This is a genomic window from Fibrella arboris, assembly GCF_041321095.1.
In the GTDB taxonomy this organism is placed as follows: domain Bacteria; phylum Bacteroidota; class Bacteroidia; order Cytophagales; family Spirosomataceae; genus Fibrella; species Fibrella arboris.
This window is the reverse complement of record NZ_JBGGWE010000007.1, coordinates 24,549-38,654: the sequence shown is the minus strand read 5'-3', so window position 1 is coordinate 38,654 and position 14,106 is coordinate 24,549. Positions and strand designations below refer to the sequence as shown.

The following is a 14,106-nucleotide window of genomic DNA, read 5'->3' as shown; positions in this document are numbered from 1 at the left end:
TACCGCTAAAGGCCACCGGGTCTGTCGGGCAGGGCAGATCTATCCATCACATACTTTATCATCTGGCTTATGGTGCTTTTCAGCACCGACTGACATGCGTAACCCGTCGATTCTCTTTGTTCTAACCTGCCTGCCTATTGCCGCCCTGGCGCAACATCAACCGCCACCCCCACATCGCGCTGACCTCATTCTACTGGATAAACAGTCTGGTACACAAGTAGACAGCTCACCGTCACCAGATGTTCGCCGCTACAAAGGCAATGTCAGGTTACGCCAGCAGGGTATTCTGCTCTTCTGCGATCGGGCCGTTCACCAACTGTCAACGAACCGCATCAGCGCTGCCGGCCATGTGCTGCTTGTTCAGAACGATTCGCTCACGGTAAAAAGTGACTCGCTAGTCTACGACGGTAACAGCCGACAGGCACTATTGCTGGGCCATGTCCTGTTTCAGCATGGCCAATCAGTGCTGACCGCTTCGCAACTCGACTATGATCTCCGAGCAGGCACTGTACGCTACAAGGGCAAAGGGCGCCTGGCGAGTGGGCGCTCCATCCAGACCCTGTCTGACGGTTTGTATGCCATCAGCACCAGGCAGCTGGTGGCCAGCCAGGTCAACAACGAGCAACCCCGCAGCAACGTACCTGACCAGCTACCAGCCAGTGATGCCGTTACAACCCGGCGGGGCAGGCGGTCACAGGAAGACAACCGGCCTGTTCGACTGACCATGAGCCCGCAACCAAACAACATCGTAACAAACGCCGAATACGTAGGTACATATAAACGGCAGGTACGTGTGTCGCAACGCCCACTCCTCCCCCCAACCACCAGCCCCAGCGAACCAACGCCCGACGAAAGTGACCTGGAATACCTTCTTAACCGAAAAAAACGAGCTTTTTAGCTTTAACAACCCATTTCTCTATGAAACGTGCTCTTTTTTCCCTTCTCTTTTTGGGCTGTACGCTGACCGGCTTTTCTCAGAAAGCCCAGTCGCTGACGCAGGCCATCCGGTACATTAAATTAGCGATAACGCTGCGTGAAGTCGATAAATCAGACGAATCCATTGCGCTGCTTAAACGGGCATTGCCAGCCGTTGACAAGAACCTCTACTGGCACGCCATCACGAATGAACTCCTGGGGCTTTCGTACAACGACCTGCAGGACCATACAACGGCGCTTCGTTATCTGGAGCAATCCCGCTCGCAGTACGCGAAGCTCAAGTACGTAGCCAGCGCCTGGGGCGTCAACGAAGTCATTCGGAATATTTCGGGTAAAAACCTGTACGCAGGTATTCAGATCGGCGCGTCGGATATCAAGCTGGCCATTTTCAAGACGCAGTACGAAAGCGATTTCTACGAGAAGGACATCCGGTCGGTGATCGATATTCCCGATGTCACGCTGGTGGCCGACGCCTCCAATTCGCTCCAGAAAGGCCGTGTCGCCCTGAAAGAATGCCTGGATTCGATCCGCCGGTACAACATTCCCAACGAGCGGGTGTTCATCGTGTTCAGCAGCGACGTTCGGAACGGAAAGCCAATCGACAAAAACCGGCTTTACGATCAATTGGCGACAATTCTGCCTGATGGCACTACGCTGCGCATCGACACCACCATCAGCGTAGCCCGCGAAGCCGAACTGTTCACGATCGGAGCCATTCCACGCAAAGTATGGCCCACTACATCTGCCCTCAATATTGGGGGTGGCAGCGTTATGGGCGGTTATTTCGATGCGAATAAGAAGTTTCATTATGTCAACTTCCCCACTGGCGTCAACACACTGACCGATCAGATTGACCCAAAACGGTCGCTGAGCATTGATGCATTTAAACGGGAAGCCCAACGGGTGGCGCCCAGTCTGGCCAACCAGAATCTGACGCCTGACCTGCCTGGCATTCAGCAACGCCGGACGGTGGGTGTGGGGGGGGCCATTGCTCAGGCGCTGGTCACGTACCTGCATCCCGAAAAAGCCATGACCACGGCTGTTCCGATCAGTCAGGCCGACATTGCGCAGTTTAAAAACCTTGTCCTGAATGATTTTTCAGCCCTGACAAAACCGAACCTGACCGAGATCGCTGACCCCGCTATTCGCGACAAAGCGGCCCGGGAGATCGGCCAGATTCAGAACCAGTTGAATCAGAAGCAGTTGATTGCGGGCATTTTGCTGTTGGAGGCTACCGTCAACGGCTACAACAGCAAGGGCGGCCCCAAGCGTTTTGTCTTCATTCGCGATGCCGACATTGGCTGGGTGACGGGTAAATTCCTGGAAACGATCAACTACGAATACGAGTCGACCATTGCCAAAGGATCGCTGTATACGCGGTAATCGGCAGCTCTAGTCTTAATGTTACGCACGAAACCCGCTAGTGAATCATCGCTAGCGGGTTTCATGTTTTAAGGATGGCTTGTTGACTTTGCGCTTTAGGTGGCTGACGCCTGTCTCCGCAGCGGCCAACAACGTACAAACCTATGCCAGTTGCCGCAATCGGCGCTGCTTGATCAGGTCTTCGCGGCGTACGAACGTGATCGGCACAAATTCATCGGTCGGTGCGCCGATGTAATACAGAGCCCAATCCTGGTCATAACTGGCCAGCAGTTGCTGAATGCACTCGACCCGATCAAACGTCGGCACGGTGCAGTCGCTCCAGTAAAACAGCTCGACGCGGTAATGCAGGGCTTGTTTCTGCCCGTTGATGGTCACCTCAATCTCTATGTCCTGCTTGCCAGGAATGTTCGGGATGGGAATAGCGATATGCGCCATGGTAGTAAGGGTTTAGTCAGTTTGTAAGGCGTTTATAAGGTGGCAGAAGACCTGGCGCTGAGAGCATGGGAGCTGATTTTTATCGCTGCTCCCATGCTCTCGGCGTCTTATTTCACAGTGATCACATTTTTTGCACCAGCTTTGACCGTAAACGGTGTTTGCATCTGCAGCACACCGTTCTGCCAGTATTTCAGCCTGTACTCGCCGGGCTCCAGCGGCAGGTCAATCGGGAAGAACGCCGCCTTCTCTCTGTCTGAACGTTGCGAGCGGGAATACGCATAGCCGGTTCCCGAGATTTCGAGCTTCATCTGGTCGGTGCAGGACGGGCAAACCAGCCGAACCGTTTCGGTCCCCGCCGCCGAAGCAGGTGAGCCTGCCGATACCCCGACCGTTGGCGGGGTTGGTGGGGTGAGTGTTACCTGAGGGGGCGGTGTGTTGCCAAGACCAAGCGAGTCGAGCACGTGGTTTTTCAGGGCGTCTTTCTGCGCCTTGGTCAGGCCGGCTACGTTAAACGTGCGGTTGTAACGTAGCTGCTCGCCATCGGCCCGGTCAGCCTGGATCTGAATAGACAATTTATCGTTACCATTGTCATTGATCGACGTGTTTACGTTCCGATAGGTTGTTGGCTGGGCCACCGCCAGCGTACCGGCCAGCAGGGCCAAAAGTGTGCATACCGTTTTCATGGTTCCTGGATCTAAAAGCCCTTGACCGCGCTCATCCGGGCGGCTCGGTCCGTTTGGTAAACAATGATCAGCAACGTCAGTAGCAGCGAGACGACGCCCAGCGACAAGATAAGCAACCACCGTATATCGTGGACGGATACCGGTATGTGCTGCGCCCGAAACGCCCGAAAGGTCAGCCATTCTTTTTGCAACTGATTCATCCCCGACACATCAAACGACTGGTCGACATGGACACGCTGCCCGTTCTGAACGCCGTCAATACGGATAGAGAGCGTTTTTTCGTCATCCGAGATCTGTTTCCGAATCGAATTCGGCGCCTGTTGGGCCATGGTGGCTGCACTGAGGCAGAGCAACAGGCCAATAAGGAAGTGCTTCATGAGTGAGTTTTGTTTTATTCCGACCGTAACGACGTCACCGGATTCATCAACGCTGCTTTAATGGACTGAAAACTTACCGTAAACAGGGCAATGCCGATAGCCAGCATGCCAGCCAGGGCAAACACCCACCAGTCGATATCGATTCGATAGGCGAAGTCGCTCAGCCAACTGGTCATAGCATACCAGGCCAGCGGTGAGGCAATTACGATGGCCACCACGACCAGTTTCAGGAAATCTGTCGACAGCAGCCCAACGATACTGGTTACGCTGGCACCCAACACTTTACGGACGCCGATCTCTTTCGTTCGCTGCTCGGCCATGAAGGCGGCGAGGCCAAATAGACCAAGGCAGGCGATCAGGATGGCCAGCACTGAAAACAGCAATACGACCGTACCAACGCGCTGTTCGGCGCGGTACATCTGGTCGAAACTATCCTGTAAAAACGAGTAGTTGAACGGCTGCCCCGGCGCAAACTGTTTCCACTTCGCTTCGATCTGGCGCAGCAGCGCAGGTACGTTGGTCTGGCTGATTCGGAAAGATACAGACCCACTCTGCGGGCTCAGCACCAGCGACAGTGCCCCGATATTGGCTCGTAGCGACTCGAAGTGGAAGTTCTTTACCACGCCAATTACCGTGTAGGTTTTACGGGTCTTGCCTTCGGCGGCGTCGAACCGATAGATACGCATACCCAGCGGGTCTTTCACGCCCAGCACCTTCACCGCCGCCTCGTTCAGAATTATTCCGGTTGAATCGGTCGTGAACGAACGCGAGAAGTTGCGGCCCTGCACGATGGTCATGCCAAGGGTAGGAATGTAATCATGGTCGACATCCCAGTGCTGCATGTTGATGCCTTTTGACCGGTCGGCCTGTCCTTCCGGGAAGAAACCGCTGTCACTCCGATCAGAGGGGGTAGGCAGGTAGCTCGACAACGTACCTGCCGTGACACCGGGCAATCGTAAAACGTCGTTTTTAAATACTTCAGCCTGCTGTCCGAGCACCCGCACATCGTTGATGGTCACTACCCGCTCGCGGTCGAAACCTACTTTTTTGGTCTGAATAAAGTGAATCTGCCGGTAAACGACCAACGTACCCACGATCAGCAGCATCGACATCATGAACTGAAACACGACCAGCCCACTCCGCAGGCTAACCCCTTTCAAACTGCCTCCCCGATTGGTGACACCGCTTTTCAGTACGCTGATGGGTCGGAATGACGACAGGAACAGGGCCGGGTAGCTCCCCGCCAGTACCCCTACGCCCAACGGCAGCAATGCAATACCGACCAGCATACCGGGCGTCAGTAACCGGCCAATGGTTAACTGTTTTGCCGTGATATCGTTGAACAGGGGCATAGCCAGCGACACCAGGGCGATAGCCAGCAATAACGATAAACTGGCTGTCAGGATCGATTCGGCCATAAACTGGCCGATCAGTTGCCCGCGTTCAGAGCCCAGCACCTTCCGAACACCCACTTCTTTAGCCCGTTTGGATGAACGGGCTGTGGCCAGGTTCATGAAGTTGATGCAGGCGATCAGCAGGATGAACAGTGCCACCGCCGAGAAGATATACACGTACTGGATATCACCGTTGGGTGCCAACTCAATGACCTGTTTTGAACGCAGGTGAATATCGGTGAGGGGTGTCAGCCAAAAGCGCAGTGTGTTACCACTTTTACGAAATTGATCCATACCGCCACCCAAGAACTGACGTACCTGAGGTCCCACATACGTCTCGATCACCTGATCGAAATGCCGGGCGAAAGCCGTAGCCTCAGTGCCGGGTTTCAAAACAATGTAGGTGTGGTGATTAAAACTGAGCCACTGCCCCAACGGATATTCGTCGTTGCTTATAGTCAGGAAAAAGTCGGTGCGGAAGTGGCTGTTCGCAGGCATGTCGCGCATAACCGCCGTGACTTTATAGGCGTCTGTGTTGTTGAAAATCAGCGTTTGACCAATGGCGTTACCCGCACCAAAGTGCCGTTTTGCTGCCGCCTCGCTAATGACCACCGAATTTGGGGAAGCGAGCGCTTTTTGGGGATCTGCCCCGGCCACAAGCGGCAGGGTAAAGACATCGAATAGCGTTGAATCAGCGAATATGATGTCACTCTCGCGCAGGTTGGTAGCACCACCGGCTCGCTTCACCAGCCCGTTTCCCCGATGATGCAATCGTACATACGCCTCAACCTGAGGGTAATTGGCTTTGAGCGTTGGTCCCATTGGGTCGGGAGCTACCGCAAAGTGAATGTCATTGCCGCCAAATTTCAGGTCAGAATTGACGCGGTAGATCCGGTCGGCTTTGGCGTTGAACCGGTCGTAGCTCAGTTCGTCCAGCACATATAGCGAAATGAGCAGGCAGCAGGCAAGGCCAAGAGCCAGGCCAAAAACATTGATGAACGTGAAGCCGCGTTGGTTGTTCAGGCTGCGCCAGGCGATTTTAAGATAATTCGTAATCATGGCTGCTTTGTAGAGGACAGAACCGAAAATTTCTATACCAGGTACAAGCCATATGCCAGATAGCGAAAAGGCCATTTCTGAGTCAGAAACGGCCTTATATGCTCAGCTACTTGTCCAGTTTCGGACAACAATCCGTCCGGTTAGCGCTGCTATTCCATACGAAGGCTTTTTACCGGATTTCCCTGGGCAGCTTTATAGGTTCGGAGACCGATCGTCAGGCTACCAAGAACTAGCAAGACACCCACGCACAGGCCCAGCGTTTCGAAGCCGATAGCCACGTGGTAGGCAAACGAGAACAGAAAGGCGTAGCCGGTCATGTACCCCAGTGGCAGGGCAATGGCGGCGGCAATGAGCAAGAGCTTAACGAAATCGCGCGACAGCAGCCAGACCAGTTGGCTGACCTCGGCGCCCATCACTTTCCGAACGCCAATCTCTTTCACACGGGTCTGCGTGGTGTAGGTGACCATACCGAGCAGGCCCAGACAACCAATAGAAAACGCCAGCCCAATAAGCAGGCCCATAAAATCGGTGTCGTCGGCATGGGTATGTCTGGCTTCCAGAAAGTCGTTGTACCACTGCCCGTCGAAGGGCTCGTAGGGCTGAAGTCGTTTCCAGACCTGCCTGGCACCGGTCAGTACTTTTTCTTCAGCTCCCGCCGCCACCCCAAGCGACAGGTACCGGTACTGATTGGGTACAGTGTGCAGGAGCAGTGGTTTCACAGCGAGGGCAAACGAAGTAAACCGAAAATCCCTGACCACGCCGACCACCAGCACATCGGTGCTGTCGTTGAGCCAGAGCGACTGCCCAACGGCGTCGCGGGACGTACCCAGCCCGAAGGCCTTCACGGCTTCTTCATTGATCAATACCTGGCGCCCTGTTGTATCGGCGGCCGTGGTCGCCAGGTTTTGCCCGGCCGTCAATGTCAGCCCCATAGTCGGAACAAACTGATCATCGACCGACCAGACAAAGGCCTGCGCCACCTGCTGCCCCGAACGTGTCCGTTTGATGGTCTGATAGGCACCGTGCGAACCGAACAGTTCAGACGTGGCCGAGACGCGCTCTACCCCCGCCAGTCGGTTCAATTCGTTCATCAGGCGGGGCGCAGGTACGTCGTTGAGCGGCACATTCAGCACCCGCTCGCGCCGAAACCCGTAATCGCCCGTGGCCATGTAGTTCATCTGGCGTACCATGGTCAACAGCCCGATCATGGCAATCAGCGAAATAGTAAACTGAATGACGATCAGCGATTTGCGAAGCGACAGACCGCGAATGATGCGTAGACCCGTGTGACTGCGGAGCACCTGGGCCGGTTCAAAACCCGATAATACCCGCGCTGGTACGATGCCCGCCAGCCCACCAGCCACCATACTGAACAGGGCGAAGATGACCCAGATTGTCCAGTCCCACCGTACCCCGCCAATAAGCCATTGCTGCACAAAGGCCATGGGTTTCACCAGTTCCAGCATCAGAAAGGCCAGCCCCAGCGCCAACACCGACAGCACCACCGATTCGGCCATAAACTGCCCCATCAGTTGCCATCGAAGCGCCCCGGAGACCTTCCGAATACCTACCTCGCGGGCGCGGCTCAGCGAACGGGCCAGCGTGAGGTTCACATAGTTGAAAGCCGCCAGCAGTAACGTAACCAGCCCCACACCCAATTCGACCAGCAATCCGGGGACTTGTGGCTCGTAGGTACCATACATCATCTCCCCCCGCGCCGGAGACAGCTTGCTCAGTTGTTGGGTGCGAAAGCTATAGCCTTTTATGTCGGCAAACCGGAGGCCGCGCGTGGCCCGGCTCACCACCGAAGGCAACACGTTGTCGAGCGCTTCGGCCAGTGTGCCGGGTTTCAGCATCACATAGGTATAGCCCGAATTATACTGCTGCCACCCGGAAAAGGTCGCCCGGTTCTTTGCAACATACGACGAAGCCGAAACCAAGAGATCGAACACCAGGTGTGATTTGGTCGGTAACTCGGCCAACACGCCCGTAACGGTGAAGTTCCCTAATTCCTGGTGCTGCAACGTCTGGCCTATAGGATCAGCTGTACCAAAAAATTTCCGGGCCGTCGCCTGCGTCAGCACAACGGTGTTTGGCTCCGTGGCGGGCCGACCTTTCGCCAGCGGGTAACTGAATAGGCGGAAGAAGCTGGGGTCAACGACGAAACCCATCGTAGACAGCCGCTTATGCTTACCCAGAAACTCGTTATACGATTTAACCACATGGGTAGCCTCGTCGATAAATCCGTATTGCTGCTTCAGCAACGTACCCAGCGGCATGGGCGTGGTGGCAAACAGAGCTTTGTCATTGTTCTTCGCCACCACATCGGAGATAATCCGGTAGGTACGTTCGCGGTTCAGGTGGAACGCGTCATAATCGAACGCGCCCTTGATGTGGGCGATAGCCAGCATACAAACCGTCAGCCCCGACGCCAGCCCAAAGACGTTGATAAACGAAAAGAGTTTGTGTTTCCACAAGTTGCGCAGCGCGATTTTGAGGTAGTTCTTGAGCATGGGATTGGGGGAGGAAAGGGAAGACACAAACTTCGTTGTCGCTTGCCTGTGGCGAGTGACGACTATCGATAGGGCCTCTGGCCCGTTGGTTAACCTTTCAAGACATTGGCTAATTCGTGTTTCATTAGCTACCACCGGGCCAGAGGCCCTATCGTTAAGGGTCACTCGCCACAGGCAAGCGACAACGAAGCTTGGGGCTTGGGGCAGCTGACACGAGAGTAATACCCCACGCCCCGCGCCCTAAGCCCCGCGCCATTTTTATTCCGTTCGTAAACTTTTTACCGGGTTGGCCATGGCGGCTTTAACGGCCTGAAAAACAACCGATACTAACGCGATGGACACCGCCAATAAACCGGCCACGGCGATGTACCACCAGTGCACTGTTGTGTGATAAGCGAAGTAATTGAGCATCTTTCCGCCGAGCCACCAGCCGATGGGCGACGCGATCAGAATAGCCAGCGCCACGAGTTTCAGGAAATCAGCCGAGAGCAGGGTCGTGATACTCAGCACCGATGCCCCCAGCACTTTCCGAACACCAATCTCCTTGGTGCGGCGTTTGGCCACCAGCGAGATAAGCCCGAAAATACCGGCGCAGGCGATCAGAATGGCCACGAGTGTAACGAAGCCGATCATGCGCCAGATGTTGTCGATCGCCTGGTAGTTTTTGGCCAGTTCATCGCTGATGTAGACATACGACAGGCTCCGGCGAGCGGGGATTTTTCGGAAAGCGGTTTCCAACTCGCGGATCAGGGCGGGGGCGTTGGCCTGATTGGTCAGGCGTACCGTCAGGAAGTTGTTCAGGCGCTGCCGACCGGGATACCACTGCACCAGCGGCTCTACCTTCTCTTTCAGGCTCAGGTAATGGTAATCTTTCGTGACGCCGATAACGGTGAAAATCTGCGTGCTGTTCAGCTGCCTAAGCCGTTTGCCCACCGCCGTTTTCCAGCCAAACGCCCGCCTGGCCGACTCGTTGATCACCACCGCGTTATTGACCGAATCGGCGGGCGAGGCATCGGAAAAATTGCGGCCTTCGAGCAGCGGTATCCGGTAGGTTTCGGTGTAGCCAACCGCGCCCGATCCGTGGCGGATGTGCACTTTTTTTACCTCGTCGCCTTCGGGGTAATAGCTGTTGAAATTGTTCTGGTAGCCAACCGGCGTTACGTCTGAGCTGGTAAACGAAACGACGTTCGGGTTCTGACGCAGTTTATCCAGGATGACCTGACCCTGCGAGATGGCAGCGGCTTCGTTGCGGTAGGCCAGATCCGTTTTGAACACGAGCAGATTGGCGGTGTCGTAGCCCAGATCGGCCTGTTTCATGAACTGGATCTGCTCGCGCATGCCGATCGTACCGAGTATGAAGATGATCGCCAGCACAAACTGTAGCACGATCAGGCCATTCTGCCGCAGGCGTCCCTTCTGCGGACTGGCCGAGAGTTTACCCTTGACAGATGCAGTCACGTTCAGCCCCATCAGGTACAGCGCCGGGTACGTGCCGGCCACGATGGCCACCATCAGCGCAATGCCCAGCACGGTTAAAATGGTCGGATAATCGTTGACCAGCGAAATATCGAGCTGCATCCGGCCGTCGCGCATGTGGTTGAAACCCGGAATCAGGTAATAATTGGCAAACAGCCACGATACGATCAATGACACCAGCACAACCAGCCCCGACTCGACCCAGAACTGGTTCAGCACGAGTTGCCGGGTAGCGCCTACCACCTGCCGAACGGCCACCTCTTTGGCGCGGGGCAGGGCCGACGCGGTGTTGAGGTTGACCATGTTGATACTGATAATGAGCAGCAGGAAAGCCGCAATAATCAGTGCGCCGTAGATCAGACCCGAAAACGACGGATTCTCAACATGAATAAACTCTTTGTAAGCACCGAGCGTAAGGCGCTGATTCTGCGCTTCGGCGCTGAAATGGCGCTTGACCAGTTGCGGTAGCTTGGCTTCCAGCCGCGCCTTATCGGTGCCCGGTTTCAGGACGATGAACACCGACGCAAACGTGTTGTACCAGTCAGCGTTCTCCCGAAAACCCGGGTTGTCCATCAGGTTGGCGGCGGGCAACAGCACCTCAAACTGCTGCGACGAGTTTGACGGCATCTTCTCCAGCACGCCCGTAACCGTATACGCGAGCGTATCATTCAGCATCACGGTTTTCCCCACAGGATCAACTCCGCCGAACAGGTTCTGGGCCACGCCTTCGCTCAATACGACAGACCGTTTGTTATGCAGGGCTGTCGCCGGATTACCCGAGGTGAGCGCGAAACTGAACACGTCGAAAAAGGTCGAATCGACGTAAGTTGTCCGGTGCTGAACACTCTTGTTGCCGTACTGAATCCAGGGTTGGTTCCAGCCCTGAATATGCGTCCCCGTCTCAATCTCGGGGTAATCGCGCAGCAGCTGGTCCAGAATAGGGTATACCGTCTGGTTATAGGTTTGCCCATCGGTGTTGGTGGTCTGGATGTAATAGAGCCGGTCCAGCTTCGTATGGAACTGGTCCCAGGTCAGGCATTTCTGGGCAAACAGGACCAGCACCACCACACAGGCCAGGCCCACTGACAAGCCCAGCACGTTGATACCCGACAGTAGTCTGTTCTGCCACAGATTCCGAAGCGCGATTTTGAGGTAGTTCGTTAGCATGAGGAGGAATGGAGGAGGGGGAGAATGGAGGAGGGGGAGACCGGAGGAAGGGGAGAATGGAGGAAAGGGAGAATGGAGGAGAGGAAAGAGGGAGAGAGGTAAGATGGCGTCAGCAGTATGCCTTTCCCCCATTCGTCCCCCTCTTCCCTTTCCTCCTTTACTCCGATCGTAAACTTTTCACAGGATTCATCAACGCAGTAGCAATCGTTTTGCCGCTGATTGACACGACTACCAGCAGCAGGATCAGCAGCGCAGGTGCAGCAAAAAGCCACCAGCTTAGCTCGATGCGGACGGCATAATTGGCCAGCCAGTTTTTAACGATGAAGTACGTAACGGGCAGGCCGATCCCGATCGATAGCAGGACGGTTCTGATAAACTCTTTCGAGAGTAATAGCATCAGGTTCGCCGTGCTGGCCCCAATCACTTTCCGAATGCCAATCTCCTTCGTTCGCTTGGAAACGGTAAACGTCGCCAGTCCGAACAGACCCAGGCAGGAGATCAGAATGGCGAAACCCGTTAGGGCAGAAAATACCTGCTTGAAGCGATCATCAGCTTTGTATTGCTTATCGTATTCACTGTCCATGAAGAAGTAGCGGAATGGCGAATACGGAAAACTAGCCTTGTAAATTCGCTTCAGTGTTGTCAGTTGCTCACTCGTATTTCCCCCGGCAAACTTCACACTCGCAAACGAATCGAAATCGGGCGAGTACATATGGATAATCGGGATGTATGCCGCCTTGGGCGATTCGTAATGGTAATTGTTGATGACGCCCCGAATTGTTGCCTTACGCCCCCAGAGATCTACCCGCCTGCCAATCGCTGCGGCGGGTGTGGGGATTTCCCAAAGCCGAAGAACCTCTTCATTCACAATAAGTTGCCGATCTGTGGTATCTGAATAGCCCGGTCGGGTCGTGGCATCGAAGTTTTTGCCCGCCAGCAGCTTAATACCCATCAGGTTGATAAATGACGTGTCTATCCCGGTATGGTAATAATTATAGGATGTCTTCTGGGCAGCATCTGCCAGATTAACGCCCGTTGTTGTGTTCATCTGGGTTGAGCCCAGGCCTGGTACCGTACCGGAAACAGACACCGCTTTTACCTGAGACTGAGCCAGTAGCCCTTGCCGAAATGCACCATACTCTTGTCGGGCACTGTTTCCGGCCGGTGCTTTCACTACCAGTGTGTGATCTATGGTAACGCCTAAGTTCTGCTCCCGTAAAAAGTTAACCTGCCGGTAAACGGCAAACGTCTGCACCAGCAAAATGACGGTGATGGCAAACTGACAAACCACCAGCGATTTACGCAGCAATGTGCCTTTGACCGAGCGCGAGAAACTGCCTTTGAGCACCACAACCGGATCGAACGAAGCCAGAACAAAGGCGGGATAAAACCCCGACAGGCTGATGCTCAGCACCAGAAATGCGCTCAGGCTCTCCCAGAAAAAGGCGTCCCTGAACACGGTAAACCCTTCGGGCAGGCCCGCCACCTCAACAAATACCGGACGCAGCGATACAACCAACAGCACAGCCACCACGCCAGCAACGATGTTGATCAGCGTCGTTTCCATGAAAATCTGCGTTCGTATCTGGCGCTGGGTTGAGCCAACTACCTTTCTCATACCGATTTCCCGCGCGCGGTCGAGGGCTTTGGAGGTAGTTAGGTTTACATAGTTGACAAAAGCACTCAGGAGCACCAGAAAGGCAACGCCCAGCAGAAAATACACCGAACTGGCGTCACCATTGGGCTCGGTTTCAAAGGTTTTGTGCGAATACAGATGGATATCACCAATCTTTTGGGCAACTACCCGCTCGTGAATGAGCCGCTTTTCGCCATGCAGTCGGTCGTTGAAGGCGACCAGCGATTGCTCAAACCCGGCGTAATTGGCATTGTCGGCCAGTTGCAGGTAGGTAAGCGTATTGTTTCCATCCCAGTTATCTTCCCGTTCGCCAAAATCGGATAGCATGGTCGGGTACGAAAACAGCATGTCGAATTTTAGATGCGTATTGGCCGGACTATTCGGCACAACGCCAACTACGTCAAACAGAATACTGCCCGACGACCGTTGAATTTTCAGGGTTTTCCCCAGCACATCGAGCGTATTGAAATAGGTCAACGCCATTGCTTCCGTCAAAACAGCCTGCCGGGGTTTGGTGAAGAGTTCTTTCCGGCTTCCCCGAATGAGCGGGTAGTTGAACATGGAGAAAAACGACGAATCCACCGCCAGCACCTTCTCTACCAAATGGTAATTCTGGCCAATCTGAATGGTCACACTAGGATTACCGATCGGATAAGCGCGCGTATAGTTGACTACCTGGCTGATCTCCCGCTTGATTTTAGGCCCAAGCGGCGGATTGGTTTCCGTGTCCTGCGAGTCGATCGTATTTCCGTTCATGTAGTCCATGGTGAGACGCACAATGCGGTCGGCCAGCGGATGCGTGTTTTCGTAGCTCAGCTCGAAGCGCACGTATTGGATAATGAACAGCGCCACAGCCAGACCCGTAGCCAGCCCCACCACATTGATGAGGGTGAAGGTGGTATCTTTCCTGAAGGTCCGAAAGGCGATCTTAAAGTAGTTCGTGAGCATGAGATTGAGGGGGAAAGGAGGAAGGGGAGAACGGAGGAAAGGGAAGAGGGGGACAATGGGGGAAAGGCATACTGCTGACACTAACTTTACTTCCCTCTC

The 14,106-nt window shown here is 54.7% G+C and carries 9 protein-coding genes; 2 read left to right on the top strand and 7 right to left on the bottom strand.

All coding sequences use genetic code 11. From position 1 onward, the window contains the following. Positions 1–94: 94 nt before the first annotated feature. Complete coding sequence (locus ACAW75_RS13805; protein WP_370729317.1) at positions 95–898, top strand: OstA-like protein; 804 nt, start codon at positions 95–97, stop codon at positions 896–898. 20 nt (positions 899–918) lie between these two features. Then, positions 919–2,319 (top strand): tetratricopeptide repeat protein, encoded by a 1,401-nt coding sequence (locus ACAW75_RS13800; RefSeq protein ID WP_370729316.1) that lies wholly within the window; start codon positions 919–921, stop codon positions 2,317–2,319. A 141-nt stretch (positions 2,320–2,460) separates the two neighbouring features. Here ACAW75_RS13800 and ACAW75_RS13795 read toward each other — a convergent pair whose 3' ends face one another. The 7 genes from ACAW75_RS13795 to ACAW75_RS13765 all read right to left on the bottom strand — a co-directional run bounded on the left by ACAW75_RS13795 (position 2,461) and on the right by ACAW75_RS13765 (position 14,007). Continuing rightward, entirely contained in the window at positions 2,461–2,754 is a 294-nt protein-coding gene (locus ACAW75_RS13795) for a hypothetical protein (RefSeq protein ID WP_370729315.1), read from the bottom strand. Positions 2,755–2,861: 107 nt separating this feature from the next. Continuing rightward, a complete protein-coding gene (locus ACAW75_RS13790) occupies positions 2,862–3,437 on the bottom strand; it encodes a hypothetical protein (RefSeq protein WP_370729314.1) in 576 nt (191 codons plus the stop codon). 11 nt (positions 3,438–3,448) lie between these two features. After that, positions 3,449–3,814: a hypothetical protein gene (locus tag ACAW75_RS13785; protein WP_370729313.1), complete on the bottom strand. Its 366-nt coding sequence runs from the start codon at positions 3,812–3,814 to the stop codon at positions 3,449–3,451. 14 nt (positions 3,815–3,828) lie between these two features. Then, positions 3,829–6,267 carry an ABC transporter permease gene (locus ACAW75_RS13780; protein WP_370729312.1) on the bottom strand — a complete coding sequence of 813 codons (2,439 nt, stop codon included), beginning with the start codon at positions 6,265–6,267 and terminating at the stop codon, positions 3,829–3,831. 149 nt (positions 6,268–6,416) lie between these two features. Next, complete coding sequence (locus ACAW75_RS13775) at positions 6,417–8,780, bottom strand: ABC transporter permease (RefSeq protein WP_370729311.1); 2,364 nt, start codon at positions 8,778–8,780, stop codon at positions 6,417–6,419. 258 nt (positions 8,781–9,038) lie between these two features. Then, the gene (locus tag ACAW75_RS13770) at positions 9,039–11,423 is read right to left on the bottom strand and encodes an ABC transporter permease (protein WP_370729310.1); all 2,385 of its coding nucleotides are present in this window, start codon (positions 11,421–11,423) and stop codon (positions 9,039–9,041) included. Between the two features lie 157 nt (positions 11,424–11,580). Next, entirely contained in the window at positions 11,581–14,007 is a 2,427-nt protein-coding gene (locus tag ACAW75_RS13765; protein WP_370729309.1) for an FtsX-like permease family protein, read from the bottom strand. Between the last annotated feature and the right edge of the window lie 99 nt (positions 14,008–14,106).